At 67.3% G+C, this 20,079-nt stretch carries 17 protein-coding genes; 13 read left to right on the top strand and 4 right to left on the bottom strand.

Annotated elements, in window-relative coordinates; all coding sequences use genetic code 11:
• Window positions 1-11: 11 nt before the first annotated feature.
• Window positions 12-1,124, bottom strand: a complete 1,113-nt coding sequence (locus Amac_RS34480) for a PLP-dependent cysteine synthase family protein (protein WP_218041464.1) — start codon at window positions 1,122-1,124, stop codon at window positions 12-14.
• Window positions 1,125-1,256: 132 nt separating this feature from the next.
• Here Amac_RS34480 and Amac_RS34485 point away from each other — a divergent pair, with 132 nt between their 5' ends.
• The 7 genes from Amac_RS34485 to Amac_RS34515 all read left to right on the top strand — a co-directional run bounded on the left by Amac_RS34485 (window position 1,257) and on the right by Amac_RS34515 (window position 8,612).
• Complete coding sequence (locus Amac_RS34485; RefSeq protein ID WP_170322805.1) at window positions 1,257-1,643, top strand: nuclear transport factor 2 family protein; 387 nt, start codon at window positions 1,257-1,259, stop codon at window positions 1,641-1,643.
• Between the two features lie 32 nt (window positions 1,644-1,675).
• Complete coding sequence (locus Amac_RS34490) at window positions 1,676-3,277, top strand: phytoene desaturase family protein (protein WP_155358605.1); 1,602 nt, start codon at window positions 1,676-1,678, stop codon at window positions 3,275-3,277.
• A 27-nt stretch (window positions 3,278-3,304) separates the two neighbouring features.
• Complete coding sequence (locus tag Amac_RS34495; RefSeq protein WP_155358606.1) at window positions 3,305-3,703, top strand: cupin domain-containing protein; 399 nt, start codon at window positions 3,305-3,307, stop codon at window positions 3,701-3,703.
• Complete coding sequence (locus Amac_RS34500) at window positions 3,700-5,178, top strand: aldehyde dehydrogenase family protein (protein ID WP_155358607.1); 1,479 nt, start codon at window positions 3,700-3,702, stop codon at window positions 5,176-5,178. Before Amac_RS34495 ends, Amac_RS34500 begins: the two co-directional genes overlap by 4 nt.
• Window positions 5,179-5,242: 64 nt before the next feature.
• The gene (locus tag Amac_RS34505) at window positions 5,243-6,865 is read left to right on the top strand and encodes an amidohydrolase (protein WP_155358608.1); all 1,623 of its coding nucleotides are present in this window, start codon (window positions 5,243-5,245) and stop codon (window positions 6,863-6,865) included.
• A gap of 146 nt (window positions 6,866-7,011) precedes the next feature.
• Window positions 7,012-7,812 carry a DUF4097 family beta strand repeat-containing protein gene (locus Amac_RS34510; RefSeq protein ID WP_155358609.1) on the top strand — a complete coding sequence of 267 codons (801 nt, stop codon included), beginning with the start codon at window positions 7,012-7,014 and terminating at the stop codon, window positions 7,810-7,812.
• Entirely contained in the window at window positions 7,809-8,612 is an 804-nt protein-coding gene (locus tag Amac_RS34515; protein WP_155358610.1) for a helix-turn-helix transcriptional regulator, read from the top strand. The genes Amac_RS34510 and Amac_RS34515 overlap by 4 nt, the downstream gene beginning before the upstream one ends.
• Window positions 8,613-8,675: 63 nt before the next feature.
• Here the strand turns inward: Amac_RS34515 and Amac_RS34520 are convergent, their stop codons facing one another.
• Together Amac_RS34520 and Amac_RS34525 are read right to left on the bottom strand one after the other, a co-directional pair.
• Window positions 8,676-9,638 (bottom strand): zinc-binding dehydrogenase, encoded by a 963-nt coding sequence (locus tag Amac_RS34520; RefSeq protein ID WP_155358611.1) that lies wholly within the window; start codon window positions 9,636-9,638, stop codon window positions 8,676-8,678.
• Window positions 9,639-9,647: 9 nt separating this feature from the next.
• A complete protein-coding gene (locus Amac_RS34525) occupies window positions 9,648-10,502 on the bottom strand; it encodes a hypothetical protein (RefSeq protein WP_155358612.1) in 855 nt (284 codons plus the stop codon).
• A 389-nt stretch (window positions 10,503-10,891) separates the two neighbouring features.
• Between Amac_RS34525 and Amac_RS34530 the strand changes: the two genes are divergently transcribed.
• The gene (locus Amac_RS34530; protein WP_155358613.1) at window positions 10,892-11,989 is read left to right on the top strand and encodes a trypsin-like serine peptidase; all 1,098 of its coding nucleotides are present in this window, start codon (window positions 10,892-10,894) and stop codon (window positions 11,987-11,989) included.
• 54 nt (window positions 11,990-12,043) lie between these two features.
• Here Amac_RS34530 and Amac_RS34535 read toward each other — a convergent pair whose 3' ends face one another.
• A complete protein-coding gene (locus tag Amac_RS34535) occupies window positions 12,044-12,499 on the bottom strand; it encodes an SSI family serine proteinase inhibitor (protein ID WP_170322806.1) in 456 nt (151 codons plus the stop codon).
• A gap of 153 nt (window positions 12,500-12,652) precedes the next feature.
• Here Amac_RS34535 and Amac_RS34540 point away from each other — a divergent pair, with 153 nt between their 5' ends.
• The 5 genes from Amac_RS34540 to Amac_RS34565 all read left to right on the top strand — a co-directional run.
• Window positions 12,653-13,720 (top strand): trypsin-like serine peptidase, encoded by a 1,068-nt coding sequence (locus tag Amac_RS34540; protein ID WP_155358615.1) that lies wholly within the window; start codon window positions 12,653-12,655, stop codon window positions 13,718-13,720.
• Between the two features lie 73 nt (window positions 13,721-13,793).
• Window positions 13,794-14,981, top strand: a complete 1,188-nt coding sequence (locus tag Amac_RS34545) for a trypsin-like serine peptidase (protein ID WP_155358616.1) — start codon at window positions 13,794-13,796, stop codon at window positions 14,979-14,981.
• Between the two features lie 716 nt (window positions 14,982-15,697).
• Entirely contained in the window at window positions 15,698-16,945 is a 1,248-nt protein-coding gene (locus tag Amac_RS34550) for a trypsin-like serine peptidase (protein WP_155358617.1), read from the top strand.
• 406 nt (window positions 16,946-17,351) lie between these two features.
• Window positions 17,352-18,725, top strand: a complete 1,374-nt coding sequence (locus Amac_RS54535; RefSeq protein ID WP_174900259.1) for a trypsin-like serine peptidase — start codon at window positions 17,352-17,354, stop codon at window positions 18,723-18,725.
• A gap of 420 nt (window positions 18,726-19,145) precedes the next feature.
• A partial coding sequence (locus tag Amac_RS34565; protein ID WP_155358618.1) for a trypsin-like serine peptidase occupies window positions 19,146-20,079 on the top strand: 934 nt, incomplete at its 3' end.

The following is a 20,079-nucleotide window of genomic DNA, read 5'->3' on the forward strand; positions in this document are numbered from 1 at the left end:
GCGGCGGCCTGTCAAGAGCTGCAGCCGGGCTTTCCTGACGCCGCAAGTGATCCCGAACGTTCGTATTCGTCCAGTAAGGCGACGTATGGCGCCACGTTGATGCCTTGGTCCGCGCGCCAGGACGCGTCGTAGTACGTCGAGGCGTAGCGTTCGCCGCCGTCGCTGATCAAGCTCACCACGCTGCCTCGCTCGCCGTTGCGCTCCAGTCCGGCGATGAGCTGGAGGGTCGCCCACATGCTCGTCCCGGTCGAGGGTCCGACCCGGCGGCCCAGGCGTCGCGAGGTCCACAGCATCGTCGCGACCGACGCCGCGTCCGGCACGCGGACCATCTCGTCGATCACCTCAGGAACGAAGGACGGCTCAACCCGTGGGCGGCCGATCCCCTCGATCCGGGAGCCTTCGGCCGACCGCAGTCCGCGATCGCCGAGGCGCCAGGCGTCGAGGAAGACCGAGTGCTCGGGATCCGGCACCAGCAGCCGGGTGGGGTGCCGCCGGTAGCGAAGGTAGCGTCCGATGGTCGCCGCCGTTCCGCCGGTCCCGGCGCTGGCGACGATCCAGGCCGGCACCGGTTGTGCCTCGCCGGACATCTGCTCGAAGATCGACTCGGCGATGTTGTTGTTGCCGCGCCAGTCGGTGGCCCGCTCGGCGTAGGTGAACTGGTCGAGGTAGTGGCCACCGAGTTCGGCAGCGAGACGGCGCGCCTCGTCGTACACCTGTCCCGGATGATCCACCACCTGGCAGCGCCCGCCGTGCCACTCGATGAGCTTGAGCTTGGCCGGGCTGGTCGAGGCCGGGACGACGGCGATGAACGGCAGGTCCAGCAGACGGGCGAAGTAGGCCTCGGAGACCGCGGTCGAGCCGCTGGAGGCCTCGACCACCGTCGTGGTCGGGCCGATCCAGCCGTTGCACAGCGCGTACAGGAAGAGCGAGCGGGCGAGCCGGTGCTTGAGGCTCCCGGTCGGGTGCGAGGACTCGTCCTTCAGGTAGAGGTCGATGCCGTGCCGACCGGGCAGGTCGAAGGTCAGCAGGTGGGTGTCGGAACTGCGGGTGGCATCGGCCTCGACGCGACGGATCGCCTCGTCGACCCAGGTCCGGTCGGCACGGGTCTGCTTGCACATCGTCATTCGAGGTCTCCTTCGGGGGTCTTCCGACCGCTCTCGCGGATGCCGGGGTGGCGCTTGACCGGGTTCGGATTCGAAGGCATCCTATGGTGCGGAAGTTCTACTTCCACTGTATGGAACATTCGAAGGAGTTCAGTGATCAACCAACCCGTGAGCCCGGCCGACGCCCGAGCGATCGAGGAAGTCCTCAACCGGGTCGCCTACATCCTCGACGCCCACGAGTACGACCGGCTCGGAGAGGTCTTCGCGCCCGAGATCTCCTTCGACAACCCGGGCCGTCTCACGGCCAACGGGCTCGATGACGTGATCGCGGCCTTCAAGGCGATCGCGACGCCCGCGGTCAGTCACCACATTACGAATGTGGTGGTGGTGGGTGGCACCGACGGCACCGCGGAATGCGTCAGCAAGGCGCTCGCGCTGCGGGCGGGAGGAGAGGTCACCGCCGCGATCTACCGCGACACCGTGACCCGCACCGACGCCGGCTGGCGCGTCTCGGCTCGACGTATCAGTCCGCTGAGCTGACCCTGGAACGGCGACCGAACGAGAGGAAGCGGATGGAGCAGGCGTACGACGTGATCGTCGTCGGGACCGGGCACAGCGGTCTGGTGGCCACCGGGTACCTGGCTCGGGCGGGGTTGAAGGTACTTGCCCTGGAGCGGCGCGACGTCGTCGGTGGCACCTGCGTCACCGAAGAGATCTTCCCGGGCTACCGCGGGAGCAGCGTGGCCAATGCGAGCCACAGCCTCGATCCGCGTATCGTCCAGGAACTCGAGCTGGCGAAGCATGGGCTCCGCTTCGCCCACCCGCCGCTCGGATCCCTGACCCTCTTCGCGGACGGCCGGGCCCTGCCGGCCTGGCCGGACCGGGCCAAGCGCCGGGCGGTCATGGAGCAGTTCGCGCACGGGAACGCCGACCTCGACGGCTACGCCTCGGTCATCGAGCTGTACGCCTCGGTGGCCCGGCAGATGAAGGTCTCCTTCTACGACCCGCCGCCGTCGTTCGCCGAGGTGGCCGCCCGCTTCACCACCCCGCGCCAGCGCCGCGACTTCGAGTCGATCATGTTCGGTCCGGTCGCGGACATCCTCGAGGAGCGGCTCTCGTCGCCGCAGCTGCAGGCGTTCTTCGCCGGCACCGCGGTCGCGACCAACTTCGTCGGCCCGCGCACACCGGGCAGCGGCTACCTGCTGCTTCAGCGGCCGCTGTGGGAGGAGTCACTCCGCAGTGTCGGCAGCCACGACGACAACGAGCTGATGATGCGGAACGCGGCGCCGCTGGGCGGCATCGGCGCCGTGACCGGCGCGATGGCAGCGTCCGCCCGCGCCCACGGAGCCACGATCCTCACCGGCGCGCAGGTCGAGCGCATCCTCTGCGAGGATCAGCGGGTCGTCGGTGTCGCCCTCAGCGACGGTCGCGAGTTCCGCGCACCCCGGGTCGTCTCCAACGCGAACCCGAAGCTGACCCTGACCGAGCTGGTCGGACCCGAGGACATCGGGGCGGACCTGTACGACCTCGCCAAGACTGTCAGCATGAAGGGCACCTCCGCCAAGGTCCACCTCGCGCTCGACGGCACCCCACGGTTCGCCGCCGCGCAGGACGAGGACGAGAACCGTCTCTTCCTCGGCACCAACTTCCGGATCGCCGCCAGCATCGACGTGCTCCAGAACGCGTACAACGAGGCGGTGCTCGGGCGGTGGACCAAGCGACCCACCGTCACCGCGATGATCGACTCGGCGCACGACCCCTCGCTGACCCCACCGGGATGCCACTTCATGAGCATCAGCGTCCGAGGTGTTCCGTATCACCTGGCCGAGGGCACCTGGGACGAGCAGCGCGACGACCTGGGCAAGGCCGTGGTCGGAGCGTTGGAGGAGCACATCCCGAACCTGTCCGAGATCCTGGCCGGCGTACACGTCTACTCGCCGCTGGACCTCGAGCGCGAATTCGCTCTCGTCGAGGGCAACGGCGCCCACGGCGACATCGTGCCCGGGCACATCTTCGACTCGCGCCCGATCCCTGGCTGCGCCGACTACCGGACGCCGGTCGAGGGGCTCTACCTGACCGGCGTCGGCAACTGGCCGGGCAACTTCATGAGCGGCGTCACCGGCTACAACGCGAGCGACCGCGTGCTGGCCGACGTCCGCCGTACCACCGACTGACGCGATCCCACGAACCAGAGGAGCACGATGATCATCGGACGAGGCATTCCGGCGGACCGGGTGTCGGCCATGCGGTCGGCGACCACGACCGGACAGGTCTGGTCGGACATCGTCCTGGCCGGCGGCGGGCCCCGCGCCCTCAACATGTTCTTCGCGCCCGGGTCGCGCACGCACTGGCACCGGCACCCGGGCGGACAGATGCTCTACACCGTCTCCGGCGAGGGCTGGATCCAGGAGCGCGGCGGCGAGGTGGTGGTGATGCGTCCAGGCGACGTCGTCTGGACCGAGCCCGGGATCGAGCACTGGCACGGCGCCACCGCGTCCGCCCAGCTGATCCAGCTGGTGCTCCACTTCGGTGATGTCGAGTGGACGGGAGAGGTCGGCGAGGCCGAGTACGCCGCCTGCGGTGCCGAGGTCGCGCGATGAGCAGCCGGGCGGCCGATCTGGTCGCACGGCTCGTGGGCGACAGTCCGGGCTCGTGGATCGACGGCACCTGGGTGATCTCCCCGGACACGTTCGAGGTCCACGACCCGGCCACCGGGGCCACGATCTGCGCGGTCGGCGACGCCGACGCCGACCAGGCCACCGCGGCGGTCGCTGCGGCGGCGGCCGCCCTCGACGGGTGGTCGGCGGCGACCGGCTGGCAGCGCTTCGAGATCCTCAGCCGTGCGACCGACCTGCTGGGGGAGCGGGTCGAGGCGATCGGTGAGCTCATCAGCGCGGAGACCGGCAAGCCGCTGGCCGAGGCGGTCGGCGAGGCCAGCAACACGGTCCGCTTCTTCGAGTGGTTCAGCCACGAGACGCTGCGTCTCCCCGGTGAGGCCTGGGCCGACGTCGCGCCCGGACGCGACGCCCTCGTGCTGCACGAGCCGATCGGGGTGGTCCTGGCGATCACGCCGTGGAACTTCCCGGCGTTCATGGTGGCCTGCAAGGTCGGCGCCGCGCTCGCGGCCGGCTGCACGGTCGTGCTGAAGCCGGCCCCGCAGACGCCGCTCACCGCACTGGCCATCGCACGCTGCTTCGAGGAGGCGGGTCTCCCGTCCGGTGTCCTGAACGTCGTCGTCGCCGGCGATCCGCAGCGGGTCAGCGACGCCTTGCTGGACGCCCCCGAGGTCGCGTGCATCAGCCTCACCGGGTCGCGCAAGGTGGGCGAGCTCGTCATGCGCAAGGCCGCGTCGTCGATCAAGCGAGTCCTGCTCGAGCTGGGCGGCAACGCGGCCGCGGTGGTGCTTCCCGACGCGGACGTCGTCCAGACCGCGCGTGACCTGGTCCGGGCCCGGTTCCTCAACTCCGGGCAGGCGTGCATGGCCGCCAACCGGGTGTACGTCGTCGAGTCGAAGGTGGGCGATCTGGTCGCCGAGCTCACCGCGGCGGTCGGCCAGATCGTCCTCGGCGACCCGCGCGACCCGGCGACCACGATGGGCCCGCTCATCGACCACGCGGCCGTGGGACGGATCGAGGCGCAGGTGGCCGAGGCCGTGGCGGGCGGTGCGACCGTCGTCGCGGGCGGTGCCAGGACTGCCGAGAACGAGGTGAGTGCGTTCCTGGCGCCGACGCTGCTGACGGCCGAGGGAAAGAGCCAGCCCGCCGTGCTCGGCGAGGAGTTCTTCGGTCCGGTGCTCAGCGTCATCCGCTGCGCCGACGTCGACGAGGCCGTCCGGTTGGCCAATGCGACCGAGTACGGCCTTGCCGCGTACGTGTTCGGCGGTGACCAAGCCGCCGCGACCGCGGTCGCCCGCAAGCTCAAGGCGGGCTCGGTCGGTGTCAACACTTCGCTGGTCAGCGAGCCGGCCCTGCCGTTCGGTGGCATGCGCGGCAGTGGTCTCGGACGGGAGCGGGGGCGGCTCGGCGTCGAGGAGTACCTGGAGACCAAGACCGTGCAAATGCCTGCCGTCCGCTGAAGCACCTCCTGACCCGCCACCCGCGACGGTGGCTCCGCAACCATGCCCAGAAAGAGGTAGAGCAGTGCCAACAGAGACCGTGTGCTTCGTCGGTGGCCGGGTCCGCACGATGGATCGGACCGGAACCGTCGCGGAGGCGTTTCGCGCCGAAAACGGCCGGATCGCGGCGATCGGGACGACGGAGGAGATTCTCGCGGGGGCCGGCGAGGCGCGGGTCGTCGACCTGGCCGGTGCGGCGGTGCTCCCCGGACTGGTTGACTGCCACTCCCACCTGGAACTGCTCGCCTATGCCTGGGAGCTCGCCGTCGACTGCCGCTCGTCCCGGGTATCGAGCATCGAGGAGCTGGTCGCCGTGCTCGCGGAGCGCGCCGGCGCCACGACCGCCGGCGAGTGGATCCTCGGTCAGGGGGAGCACTACCAGAATCTCAAGCTCGCCGAGGGGCGCTATCCCGATCGGCATGACCTGGACCGGGTCAGCACTACCCATCCGGTGATGTACCGGGCGAGCTACCACGTCAACGTCTTCAACTCGCTGGGCCTGGAGCTGCTGGGTGTCGACGACGACACTCCGAACGCGCCCGGCGGCCGGATCGAGCGCGACCCGGCCACCGGCGTCGCCACCGGCCGCACCTATGACATGTTCGAGCCTCTCGGCGGCCCGCAGCCGTCGGTCCCGGATCTCGCGGCGGCGATCAAACGGGTGCAGGACCGGTACCTCGCGGTCGGCGTCACCACGGTCGGCGACATCCCGCTGCACCGCGCCGGGTTGGAAGCGATCGCCTCCGTCGCTGTCGACGGTGACCTGGTGCTGCGGGCCGCGCTGTACCCGAAGCTGGGGGCGGTGGTGTCGGCCGAGGACGTGCGCGCCGGCCGTACCAAGGACCGTATCGACGCCCTCGACCCGGACCATCTCGCGATGGTCGGTTTCAAGGTCTTCCTCGACGGCGGGCTCACCGCGGGGGCGTCCGCCCTCCACGAGGATTACCCCGCCCAGCCCGGCTACCGCGGTGAACTGGCGTTCACCGACGAGGAGGTCGCCGCCCTGGTCGCCACCGCCGATGATGCGGGACTGCAGATCGCCATGCACGCGATCGGCGACCGTGCCCTGGACCAGGCTCTGGACGGCGCGTTGGCACTGCCGGCCGGGCGGCACGGCGTCGCCCGGCACCGCATCGAGCACGCGGGCAACATGTTCATGACCGACGAGCGGATCAAGCGGCTGGTAGCCTCCGGAGTCGTCCCCGTTCCGCAGCCGGCCTTCATCCTGACCACTGCGGCCGGATACGTCGCGCACCTGGGCAGCGACCGGATCGGGACCGTGATGCCGTTCCGTAGGCTGATCGACCACGGCTTGCCGATCCCGGGCAACTCCGACGCGATCGGCATCACCGAGGACCAGCACGACCCGTTCCCCGCGATGCAGGCCGCGGTCACCCGGCGTACCAACGACGGCGACGTGCTGGATCTCCAGGAGGCGGTCGCGGTCGAGGAGGCGCTGCGGATGTACACCGAGTGGTCGGCGTTCTCGATCGGCTGGGAGGACCGGGTCGGGTCGCTTGAGGTGGGCAAGTTCGCCGACTTCGTGCTTCTGGCTGCGGACCCGTTGGAAACCGAGCCGACGGATCTGGCCGCCCTGACCGTCCTGCAGACCTGGATCGGCGGAACGCTGGTCTTCGAGCGAGGCTGAGTGTGGACGAGCAGACCGGTGCGGTGCTGCCGCCGACGCGAGCGTAGGAGGCCTTCCGCGGCTTCCCAGTAACGCGATACATCTTGACTTTTGCCTGACGCGACATATCGTGTTTATAGAGATGTTCGCGTGAAAGGCGCTGCGTCATGTCCCGTTGGACGATAGAGAAACCCGAGCAGCTGACGTTCGGCCCGGTGACCGGGCTGTCGGTGCGGATCGTCGGAGGTCATCTGGCGGTGCTCGCCAGCGAAGGACCGCCCACCCTGGAGGTGAGCGAGATCCGCGGCGCGCCGCTGGTGGTGGAGCACGACGAGGAGGGCTGGCTGACCGTCAGCTACGGCGACCTCACCTGGGACGGGGTGCTCGGCTGGCTGCGGTCCGGGGACCGGCGCTGCGTGCTGACCCTGACGGTGCCGAAGGAGTGCCCGGTGCAGGCCGGGGTGATCACGGCGGGTGCGGTGCTGGCCGGGTTCGAAGGCCGTACGCGGGTGAAGAGCGTGTCAGGAAATATCGTGCTGGACGGGGTGAGCGGCGACATCGCCGCCGACACCGTGGCCGGCACGGTGGAGAGCCGGGCGCTGGCCGGGGATCTCACCTTCAGCAGCGTCTCCGGCGAGCTGACCGTGGCCGACGGCGTGCCGCACCGGCTGCGCGCGAAGACGGTGACCGGCCGGATCACCGCCGATCTGGAGCTGACCCCGACCGGCAACGTCGCATTCTCCAGCATCTCGGGCGCGGTGTTCGTTCGCCTTCCGCGTACGGTGCACACCGACGTGTCCCTCAAATCCACCTCCGGCACGCTGGAGAGCGAGTTCCCCGGGCTCGTGAACGGCGGCGGGCCGGGCCAACGGTCGCTGTCGGGCCGGTTGGGCGGCGGCATGGCCTCGCTGCGGGCCACCACCGTCTCGGGAGAGATCACCCTGCTAAGTAAGGACACCCAGGCATGAGTCCCGTTTTCGGGCATGGACGGCTTCGGCTCTACCTGCTGAAGCTGCTGGAGGAGAGCCCACGGCACGGTTACGAGGTGATCCGGTTGCTCCAGGACCGGTTCCTCGGCGTCTACTCCCCCTCACCCGGCACGATCTATCCCCGGCTGGCGCGGCTGGAGGAGGAGGGCCTGGTCACCCACGAGGTGGTCGAGGGCAAGAAGGTGTTCACCCTGACCGATCAGGGCCGGGCCGAGCTGGTCGACCGGATGGACGAGCTGGCCGACCTGGAGCGCGAGATCACCGCCTCGGTGCAGGACATCGCGCGCGAGGTCAAGGAGGACGTGCGGCAGACCGTGCGCTCGCTGCGCCAGGAGCTCACCCAGATGGCCAGGAACATCAACCAGGAGCACGGCAGGGATTCCAGGGACGCCTGGCGCGGCCAGAAAGATGAGTGGCGGCGTCAGCGGGAGGAACAGAAGGACGAGTGGCGGCGGCAGCGGGAAGAGCAGAAGGACGAGTGGCGGCGGCAGAAGCGGCAGTGGAAGGACGAGACCGACCGCTGGAAGAGCGAGTGGCGGCGGATCTGGACCGAGACCTGGTCCATGACCGGCTTCCCGTTCGGCCCGGAACGCGGCGGTGACGTCTCCGCCGAGCAGGCGACCGCCAACGACGCCGCCCTCGGCCAGGCACTGGCGGACTTCGTCTCCGACATCCGCTCCGGCGCGGCCGAGACCCGCCTCTCCGACGCCGACCTGGCCGCCTGCCGGGCGATCCTGGAGGAGGCCGCGGCCCGGATCAAGTCCCGCTTCGACTCCTGAACCGACGCCCGGTGGGAGGTAACGGGCGGCCGAACCCGCATGACCAGCGGTCGCCCACAGCACCTACACGGTGAACACCACTTTGCCGAACAGGTCGCCCGCGTGCATGGCGGCGAAACCTTCCCTGGCTCGCTCCAGCGGCAGCACCCGGTCGATCACCGGGCGGAGGCCGGTCTGGTCGAGGAAGACGGCGAGCCGGGCCAGCTGCTCCCGGGTTCCCATCGTCGAGCCGATGATCGACTTCTGCTGGAAGAACACCTGGGCCAGCTTGGTGGGGGCCACCAAGCCGCTGGTGGCCCCGCTGATCACGACCCGCCCGCCCGGCCGCACCGCGCTGAGCGAGTGGTCCCAGGTGGCCAGGCCGACGGTCTCCATGACCGCGTCCACCCGTTCCGGCAGCCGGGCCCCGGTCTCGAAGACCCGGTCCGCGCCCAGATCGAGCGCGCGCTCGCGCTTGTCCGCCGACCGGCTGGTGGCCCACATGCGCAGGCCCCCGGCCCGGCCCAGCGCGATCAGCGCGGTCGCCACGCCGCCGCCCACCCCCTGCACCAGCACGGTCTCCCCCGGCCGCGCCGCCGCCTTCTCGAACAACATCCGGTAGGCGGTCAGCCAGGCGGTCGGCAGGCAGGCCGCGTCCTCGAACGACAACCCGGCCGGTTTGGGCACCAGGTTCCCGCGCGGCACCGCCACCTTCTCCGCGAACGTGCCGTCGTGGACCTCCGACAGCAGGGACCGTTTCGGATCCAGCGTCTCGTCCCCGTGCACCGGCGTCCCAATGACCGCGTGCACGATGACCTCCCGCCCGTCCTCGTCCACCCCGGCGGCGTCGCAGCCGAGCACGATGGGCAGGCGGTCCTGGCTGATGCCGACGCCTTTGAGCGTCCACAGGTCGTGGTGGTTGAGCGCGGCGGCCCGGACGCGGACTGTGGTCCAGCCGTCGGGGACCGCCGGGTCAGGCCGCTCGCCGAGGGTCAGGCCGCTGAGCGGGTCGTCGGGATCGGTCTGCGATGCGGTGACAGCGAACATGCCAGAACATTACTCGGGCCGGATCTTGATGGTTTCGATGGCCCGCTCCACGAAGTCGCGCCGCCCCGACGCCGACACCTGGTAGCCGTTCCGGCAGGCCGCGCCGAAGGCCCCGGAGCGTCGGGTGATGGCGGGCGCGATCCGGGAGTCGGCGCCGCAGTCCGGCAGCGGCGTGAGCACCACCAGCGGCCCGACCCCGCCGCCGATCCACAGCTGCGGGCCGACCGGCTGCCCGGCCAGGATGCGCCCCGGCTCCATCAGCTTGACCGGCGGATCGGTACGGAAGGTGAGGAACCCATCCGGGGTCACCTCGCCGTGCACGCTCTCGGCCAGCGTGATCCGGTCCTCGAAGGTGAGCGGCATCGGCTGGTCCCGCAGCGTGATCTGCCAGTCGTCGAAGCCGTACAGCAGGATCTGGCCGCCGCCGCCCACCTGGCGGGGCCAGAGCGACACCTGCGGGGTCAGCCTCCTGATCATGGGCCCGCCCGCGGCCACCTCGGCGGCGCCCTGGTAGGGCGCGATCAGCTCGCGGAAGGCCGTGCCCATCAACACCGTCGCGTACGGCCGGAGCCCCAGATCGGCCAGGCGCAGATCCGCCGGATAGCTGACCCGCGCCCGGCTGCCGTCCGGGAAGGCGACCTTGATCGTCCGGACCTCGTCCCCGGTCTCCACGGGATGCACCATGTTCGCGGCGGAGGGTAACGCGGACACCACCGGACGCGGCGTCGGCTCCGGCTCGGGCGCGCGGGTGTCCCGGCTGAACAGCACGCCCCCGATCGGGACCGCCACCGCCAGCGCGAGCACCACTCCCGCGATCCAGCGCCGCCGCGACGGCCGCTGTTCGATCACGTCGAACCCTGCCACACCGAAATCATCGGCCCCCGGCGTCCGGCTGGCAACCTGACACTTTTGATGCGCCTGTTACAGGCGAGATGGAAATCGATGGAGACCGACCGCGAATAACTTGTCAACCGATTCCTCACATGCCCGCTGACCTGCGCAGACAATTCATAACCGGCGGTTATGAATAACGGAAGGGCCACCACGCCGAGCCTTCTCGTTATAGCTGCGCCGCACGCGGCGAACGGTCATTAACGTTCTATGCGTTTCCTCTGAATTGGGACGTCCCCTCAAATTCGTCCCAACCGTTTAACGAGAAAAGCGTGAAGTGGATCGCCGCGACAGTAGGCAGCCCCGGTGGGCACCTGCGCGGCCCGTCCAAGCGCGCCGGACTCGTTAAGAAAGGAGTCACATTGATCTCCCGAGCACGGCGCATCTCCATCCCCGTCGCCGGCGCGCTGGTCGCGTTCGGCGTCGTCGGCGCCAGCACCTCCGCGTCGGCCACCGACCCCCAGGACGTCACCGCCAAGGCGGCCGTCACCACCGCGGACGCGGCCACCGCGTTCTGGACGCCCGAGCGGCTTCGGGCGGCCAAGGACCGCACCGAGGATCTGGGCAACTCCGTCAAGGGTTCGGGCAAGCCCAGCGCGGCCGAGCCGGACGGCAAGGCCGGCGTGGTCCCGCCCATCGGCGGCGAAGCGAAGGTGACCACCAAGAGCAAGCAGGTCAACCTGCCCAACACGGTCGGCCGAGTGTTCTTCACCCTGCCGGGCAAGAACCCCTTCGACCCGAAGAGCTGGAAGTACTGCTCGGGTACGTCGCTGCAGGGCAAGTACCGCAACGTCGTCGCCACCGCGGGACACTGCGTGTACGACCCCGACAGCAACCGGTTCTACGACAACTGGATCTTCATCCCGTCGTACTGGGATGGGAACCAGGCGTGGGAGGGCAAGACCCCGTACGGGATCTACCCCGCCAAGTGGTACCAGGCGCACGACGACTTCGTCGTGAAGGAGGACTACGACTACGACTACGCGTTCGTCAACGTCTCCTCCGGGTTCAAGGTCACCTGGGACAAGGGGAAGTTCACCAAGACGCCGGTCGGGCGACTCGGTGACAACGTGGGCGGCCAGGGCTTCACCTGGAACCGCAGCACCAAGGTCACCGTGTTCTCCTTCGGCTACCCTGCGGGCCCGCACCCCGACGGCGACCGTCCCTTCACCGGGCGGACGATGAAGTGGTGCTACGGCAAGACCGCTCCGATGCCTGCCGCCGCGAAGTACAACCTGCAGGAGCACATCGGCATCAAGTGCGGCATGACCGCAGGCGCCAGCGGCGGCCCGCTGCTCATGAACTACAAGAGCAAGAGCCGCACCGGCCTCCTCAACGGTGTCAACAGCGTCGCCTGGGACACCGACGGAAACGACCGGTACGACCGTCTGTCCTCGCCGTACTTCAACAGCGAGACCTACGACGTCTACAAGGTCGCGGCCAACCGGTGGACCCAGTGATCCATCGATAGACGAAAGGCCCGGCTCCCCTTGGGGGGCCGGGCCCTTCGTGCGTTAGAAGTCGAACAGCGGGCCCATCATCGAGCGCATCTCACAGGCATTGCCGTAGGTGCGCTCGAACCAGCTGAACTTGCCGTCCCAGACGCCGTTGGCGGTGATGGTGACCGGCATGAATTCCTTCGTGCACATGGCGTCCTGGTCGGGTTCCAGCGCGGTGAGGTCGCCGCCGACCTTGGCCAGCGTGGCGCACGCCGCGGCGGCCTTCGGGTGGGTGCCGCGCGGCGGCGAGCAGCCCAGCAGCACGAAGCGTTTGTTCGTTGTCCCGTCGTGGCCGATGCTGAGCACGAACTCCCTGTTTTTCCCCGGTTGCGGGAGATCGGGCTGGACCGGTGGCGGCGGCGTGGCCGCCGAGCAGGTCACGATGGCGGTGGCGGCGAGAAGGGCGGCCAGGCGGCCCCCGGACGGCATGCGCATGAGCGCAACGATCTCCGCGGGCCGCAAGACGATCAAGTGCCCACTCCGCACCATGGGGAAATCTGACGCACTCCAGGCACGTTCGGTTCCACCTGTTTCATAACGAGAAAGTCAAGAAGGTGTGCCGAATCACAGTGGATCTGGAAAAATCACCCCTTACGATCGATATCACCAGCGGAAAGGCCCCCGATGTCCAGGCGAACCCCCCTCACCGCCCTAGGCGTGAGCGTGGCCGCCGTGCTCGTGGCTTCGGGACCAGCACTGGCGCAGGCTCCCACAAAGACCTTGCTGCCCAACGATGTGGTGACCTACTCGCTCGGCTCAAGCGCCACCGAGATGCAGCGAATCGCCGCCTACTGGACACCGGAACGCCTCAGGCAGGCCAGCACCTACGTGCCGAGCAGCAAACCGTCGCAAGGCGCGAAGGCCACCCCGTCCGTCGCGGAGGTCGCGGCGGCGGGCACGAAGGCCGCCCCCGACAAGAAGAAGGCGGCCAAGAAGGACCCGAACCAGCCGCCCATGGTCGGCAAGGTGTTCTTCAAGCTCGGGACCAAGGAGTATTGGTGCTCCGGCTCGGTGGTGCACTCCAAGAACCGCAACCTGGTGGCGACCGCCGGCCACTGCGGCTACTCGCTCGCCCAGAACCGCACGGTGGAGAACTGGATCTTCATCCCGTCGTACGCCAACGGGAGCACCGACGCCGGGATCTACGTCGGGCACACGCTCTTCCTGCACCTGGACTACCCAGGTAAGGGCGACTTCGACCGGGACTACGCGTTCGTGACCGTGAACCGCGGCTTCACCTGGAAGACCACCTCGGGCGGCTACCAGCGCACCGACGTGGGACGCCTGGAAGACAAGGTTGGCGCGTTCCGATTCACCGCGACGAAGGGCACCTCGCTGGCGGTCAACGCGTTCGGCTACCCGGCGGGGGCGCATCCGGACGGGAGCAGGCCGTACAACGGGCAGACGGTGCGCCCGTGCAGCGGGGTGACCGACCGGAAGTACGTGACCGCCCCGACGTACCTGCTCAGCCACGGCGTGCTGCTGCGGTCCTGCGGGTTCACCGCCGGGGCCAGCGGCGGGCCCTGGGTGCTCAACTACAACCAGGCCAGGCAGACCGGGTTCATCAACGGCGTGACCAGCCTGACCTGGAACGTCAACGGCGACGGCAAGCTGGACGCGATCTCGACGCCCTACTTCAACGCGGTCACCCAGCGCGTGTACGCCGAAGCGGCCAAGCAAGCCACGGGCTAAGTGGTCTGCAAGCCACTTGAAAGCACATGTCTTTACCTTCATCCCAGCACACCCTCTGGCTTGAAGGAGTCCCATGCACACCCGTGCGAAGAACCTCGTCCTCCTCACCGCGTCCGCCGGCTTACTGAGCGCCGCCCTGGTCTCCCCCGCCGCGGCCGCCGACGACGTGGCCGCCGACCCGCTGGCCGGCAGCGGCGTCGCCGCCTGGAACGTCGTCGCCTTCTGGTACGCCCAGAACAAGGCCAACCTGATCGCGGCCACCCCGTACGACGTGGAGACGAAGGTCGTCGCCAAGCACCTGTCCAAGGGCGGCCCCGCCGCCGACGGCAAGCCCGGCAAGGTCGAGCCCATCGGCGGCGCCGGATCGACCAAGTCCAAGAACGTCAACCTGCCCAAGACCACCGGCAAGGTCTTCTTCCTCGACGACGACAAGAAGCCGCACTGGTGCACGGCCACCTCGCTGCAGTCCAAGTACCGCAACCTGGTCGCCACCGCGGGCCAGTGCGTCTACGACGTCGAGTCCAACGCGGCCACGCTCAAGTACTGGGTGTTCGTGCCCGGCTACTACCAGGGCAAGACCCCGTGGGGCATCTACGTCGGCAAGCAGGCCTTCACCCACTACGACTTCGACGTCTACGAGGACTTCGACCGGAGCTACGCCTTCGTCACCGTCTACAACGGCCTGAAGGCCCCGCACAGCGGCGGCCCGCTCGAAGGCGACTGGAAGCAGGTCACCAAGGCGGAGTACGACAAGTACCGCAGCTACGGCAGCTACCCGTGGGTGGTCAACAACTACACCATGAAGAAGAACGGCAAGTACTACATCTGGAAGTTCGTGGACGCTGGACGCCTCGGCGACAACGTGGGCGGGCAGGGCATCGCCTGGAACCAGAAGCGCAACGTCACCGACTACGTCTTCGGCTACCCGAGCGGGTCGCACCCGGACGGCAACTACGCCTACAGCGGCCAGACCCAGAAGTGGTGCTACGGCAAGACCTTCGGCGCCTCGGCGGCGGAAATCAAGGCGGAGGAGCTGCTGGGCATCAAGTGCAGCTTCACCGGTGAGGGTTCTTCGGGTTCGGCCTGGCTGTACAAGTACAGCAACAGCACCCGCAAGGGCTTCCTGAACGGCGTCACGACCGCGGTTTCCGACACCGACGGCAATGACCGGATCGACACCAGCCTCTCGCCGTACTTCGACGGCGAGACCTACGACATCTACAAGCACGCGGCGAACCTGTGGTCGGGTTCTATCGCGTAATCACCCCATAGACCGAAGGGCCTGGCTACGGCGCACACCATCAGCCAGGCCCTTCGCCATGTCCGGGGTTCGACACGATTCCGCGCTTTCATGTGACTTACCTCACACCCTACGTCGGAGCCCGGAGTGAGGGAACACCAGAATATGGCCAGACATGCGATGACCGTTGATTAATGACGCGCCGCATTTAACTCGTTATATACATCGTCTTTTGTCGTGACAGCTCCGTGAGTAAAGTCCTTTTCGTCATTTCTGATGAATGGGGTGCGAGGCCGGCCCCACCCGGACAGAGAGCCAGGAGCCGCCCTTCCGACGAAGCGCCCTCCCGCCCTTCGGCGGTGCGATCGCCGCGCGAACCACGCCAGACGACCAAGCTCGATCCTGACTCGGACCCCTTGAACGTCTCCACAATCTCGCGCGGGAGTGTGATCTGCGTCACATCCCGGTTGGACCGCGACAAACGCCGTCACACGCCCCTCTGACCTCCCACAACAACCACGAGGCCCTTTAGCTGCTCGAACATCGTCCGCAACAGGTTGACTGCCAGATTGACTCGTAGCCAACCCGATAACGGAGTGATGTCGACTACTTACCGTAACGACGTGATTTCTTGATCTGTCTTTATGGTCGCAAGATCTCCGCTGTATGGTGCGGGCTATCCCTTTCCTGACGCATGGGACGCAAGAGGCGTTCCACGACAGACCAAGGAGTTCCCCATGAAGCGCACCATCGCCTTTGGTGGCATTGTTGCCACCGCTGGCCTCCTGGCCGCGGGCCTCGCCGCCCCGGCTCAGGCCGCCGATGACGTGGTCGGCACCCCGCTGGCCAACACCGGCATCACCGCATACGAGATCTCCGCGTTCTGGCTCGCCGAGGGCGCTGCGAACCTCATTGCGGCCACGCCGTACGACGTGGAGACGAAGATCGTCGCCAAGCACATCTCGACCGGTGGCCCGGCTGCGGACAGCAAGCCCGGTGTCGTTCCGGCGATCGGCGACGAGAAGAAGACGGCCGCCAAGTCGAAGAACGTCAACCTGCCCAAGACCACGGGCAAGGTGTTCTTCAGCGACGGCTACAAGTGGGTTCCGATCACGAAGAACGGCCGGACCTACTGGTGGCCGCAGGCCATCAACCCGCACTGGTGCACCGCCACGTCGATCCAGGCCGCTTACAAGAACCTGGTCGCCACCGCGGGTAGCTGTGTCTACGACACAGACAGGAACAAGTCCACGACGAGCTCCTGGGTGTTTGTCCCCGGTTACTACCAGGGCAAGACCCCGTGGGGCATCTACGTGGGCAAGCAGGCTTTCACCCACTACGACTTCGACACCTACGAGGACGGCGACCGCGACTACGCGTTCGTCACCGTCTACAACGGTGTCAAGGGCCTGCACGACGGCAGCGACGTGCTCGGCGACTACAAGGAAGTGTCGAAGGAAGTTTACGACAACTTCCCGTACGAGTGGCGCGCCAAGGGCTACCACTGCTTCCAGTGGAACGGCAAGTACTACGCCTATGCCTTCGTTGACGCCGGTCGTCTGGGTGACAACGTCGGTGGGCAGGGTCTGGCCTACAACCAGAAGGTCGGCAAGCCGGTCTTCGTCTTCGGCTACCCGAGCGGTTCGCACCCGGACGGCAACTACGCCTACTCCGGCAAGACCCTCAAGTGGAGCTACGGCAAGACCTTCGCTGCCAGCGCTTCGGCCATCAAGGCCGAGGAGCTCATCGGGGTCAAGTCGTCCTTCACCGGTGAGGGCGCGCTGGGTTCGTCGTGGCTGGTCGGGTACAAGAACACCCGTCGTCTCGGCTACCTGAACGGTGTGACCATCGGCGTCTCCGACACCGACAGCAACAACCGCTACGACACCAGCATCTCCCCGTACTTCGACGGTGAGCTGTTCGGCGTCTACAGCGCGGCCAAGAACCTTTGGTCGGGCTCGATCGCGGTGCCGTCGTACAAGTGAGGTTGAAGCTGGGGTTCTGAACCCTGACTGACACCAAACAAAGGGCCCGGCCTTATGGCCGGGCCCTTTGTCGTTTCCGGAAATGTCTGCTTTCACACCAGCCACCAGGTCCTCATTGCATGTGATCTGCATCACATGCCCCTGCGGACGGTCACGGAATGGCGCGTCCGCAGGGGTCGACTTATATATCGACCGGAAATTTATTCATCAGGACGTCACACATTCCGACCCAACGGACTTTCCGGTCGGCTATTAAGTAACGGAATTATCTCCGTCACCCAGAGCAACAATTCAGCTATTCGGTTTGGCTTTATCGCTTCATGATCTCCGCTGTATGGTCCGGGCTATCCCTTTCCTGACGCATGGGACGCAAGAGGCGTTCCACGACAGACCAAGGAGTTCCCCTATGAAGCGCACTCTCGCCTTCGGTGGCGTTGTCGCCACCACGGCAAGCCTGCTCGCGGCCGGTCTCGTGACCGCGCCCGCGCAGGCCGACAACGACGTGGCCTCCGACGCGCTGGCCAACCAGGGCATCGCGGCCTGGGCGACCGTCGCGTACTGGTACGGCAACAAGGCGGCGAACCTGATCGCCGCCACGCCGTACAACATCGAGACCAAGGTCGTCGCCAAGCACGTGTCGACCGGTGGCCCCGCCGCGGACAGCAAGCCCGGCGCGGTCCCCGCGATCGGCGACGAGAAGAAGTCCACCAGCACCTCGAAGAACATCAACCTGCCGAAGACCGTCGGCAAGGTGTTCTTCAACGTGCCGGACGGCAGCGGCACCGACCCGCGGACCGGTAAGGCCGTGGAGAAGGACGGCCTCCCGGACAAACGCTGGTGCACCGCGACCTCGATCCAGTCGACGTACAAGAACCTGGTCGCGACCGCTGGGCACTGTGTCTACGACACCGACAGCAACGCCACCACGTTCGACAACTGGGTGTTCGTCCCGGGTTACTACCAGGGCAAGACCCCGTGGGGCATCTACGTCGGCAAGCAGGCTTACACCCACTACGACTTCGACGTCTACGAGGACTACGACCGCGACTACGCCTTCGTTCAGGTGTACAACGGCCTCGCGATGCCGCATGACGGAGTGGTGAAGCCGTTCGACCAGAACCCGGGCGCGTACAAGGAAGTTTCGTGGAACGTCTTCAAGGAGTTCCCGCGCGGCTTCCGTGACCGCGAGCGCTGGTGCTACGCGAAGCCGCTCGAGGCGGGCACCGCTCCGATCACCGCCGAGACCAACGTGGCGGCGTTCACCGAGGACCAGAAGAAGAAGTACAAGTACTACGTCTGGGCCTTCGAGGACGCCGGCGCGCTCGGCAACAACGTGGGCGGGCAGGGTCTGGCCTACAACCAGAAGGTCGGCAAGCCGGTCTTCGTGTTCGGCTACCCCAGCGGGTCGCACCCGGACGGCAACTACGCCTACACCGGGATCACCCAGAAGTGGTCGTATGGCAAGACCTTCAAGGCGCAGGCCCTCGCCATCAAGGCCGAGGAACTGATCGGGGTCAAGTCCTCCTTCACCGGCGCCGGCTCCGCCGGTTCCGCGTGGCTGATGACCTACAAGAACTCCCGCCGCCTCGGCTACCTCAACGGTGTGACGAGCAAGGTGTCCGACACCGACGGCAACAACCGGATCGACGTCTCGGTCTCCCCGTACTTCGACGGCGAGCTCTACGGCGTCTACAAGGCGGTCGCCAACAAGTGGAGCGGCAGCATCGCTGTTCCTTACGAGGTTCCCTCCGGCTGGAAGCGCCCGATCTTCTGGGACTAACGGTCAAGGGTCATCTCGTCAGGTCGAGGTGATCACCCCATAGCAAGGGCTCGGCCTCGCGGCCGGGCCCTTGTTCGTTTTCTGGGGTGCGCGCGGTTAGACGCGTCCAACCTCATCTCAGTGCCATCGATTCAGTGTGATTTACGTCACACACCCGTTGCCTCGCGGGCCCCACTTGCCACAGGATCATCCTGGACTCCAAGGTCATCACCCAGTCAACCAGCTGGCCAAATGTCACTTCCTGGCCCGGATTGACAAGAAATCTGACATGTCACGAAAAGATAACGCACACGCAGAGTCGTCACACGGTATGCCGGAACGACTTCCTCCTATCAAGATCTGCGCTGTAAGTTCCGGGCTATCCCTTTCCTGACGCATGGGACGCATGAGGCGTTCCACGACAGACCAAGGAGTTCCCCCATGAAGCGCACTCTCGCCTTCGGTGGCGTCGTCGCCACCGCCGGCCTCCTGGCCGCGGGCCTCGCCGCTCCGGCCACCGCTGCTGGTGACGTGGTCGGCACCCCGCTGGCCACCACCGCGATCGCGGGCAAGAACATTGCGGCGTTCTGGTTTGCCGAAGGCGCGGCCAACCTGATCGCCGCCACGCCGTACGACGTGGAGACGAAGATCGTCGCCAAGCACATCTCGACCGGTGGCCCGGCTGCGGACAGCAAGCCCGGTGTCGTTCCGGCGATCGGCGACGAGAAGAAGTCGACCGCGAAGTCGAAGAACGTCAACCTGCCCAAGACCTCGGGCAAGGTGTTCTTCCTCGGCTCCGACAAGAAGCCGCACTGGTGCACCGCTTCGTCGATCCAGTCGGCGTACAAGAACCTGGTGGCCACCGCTGGTAGCTGTGTCTACGACACGGAGTCCAACAAGGCCACGCTGGACCGCTGGGTGTTCGTCCCGGGTTACTACCAGGGCAAGACCCCGTGGGGCGTGTACGTCGGCAAGCAGGCCTTCACGCACTACGACTTCGACGTCTACGAGGACGGCGACCGCGACTACGCCTTCGTCACGGTCTACAACGGCCTGAAGCTCCCGCACGGTGGCTTCGCCGACATCAAGAAGCCGTCCGACATCGGTTCCTTCGTCGAGGTCACCGAGGCCGTGTACAACACGTACTCGCCGTGGGCGCGTTGGAAGTTCGAGGGCAAGTTCTACGTCTGGAAGTGGATCGACGCCGGTCGCCTCGGCGACAACGTCGGTGGCCAGGGTCTGGCCTACAACCAGAAGGTCGGCAAGCCGGTCTTCGTGTTCGGCTACCCGAGCGGGTCGCACCCGGACGGCAACTACGCCTACTCCGGCAAGACCCTCAAGTGGAGCTACGGCAAGACCTTCGCTGCCAGCGCCG

The sequence above is a fragment of the Acrocarpospora macrocephala genome (assembly GCF_009687865.1).
In the GTDB taxonomy this organism is placed as follows: domain Bacteria; phylum Actinomycetota; class Actinomycetes; order Streptosporangiales; family Streptosporangiaceae; genus Acrocarpospora; species Acrocarpospora macrocephala.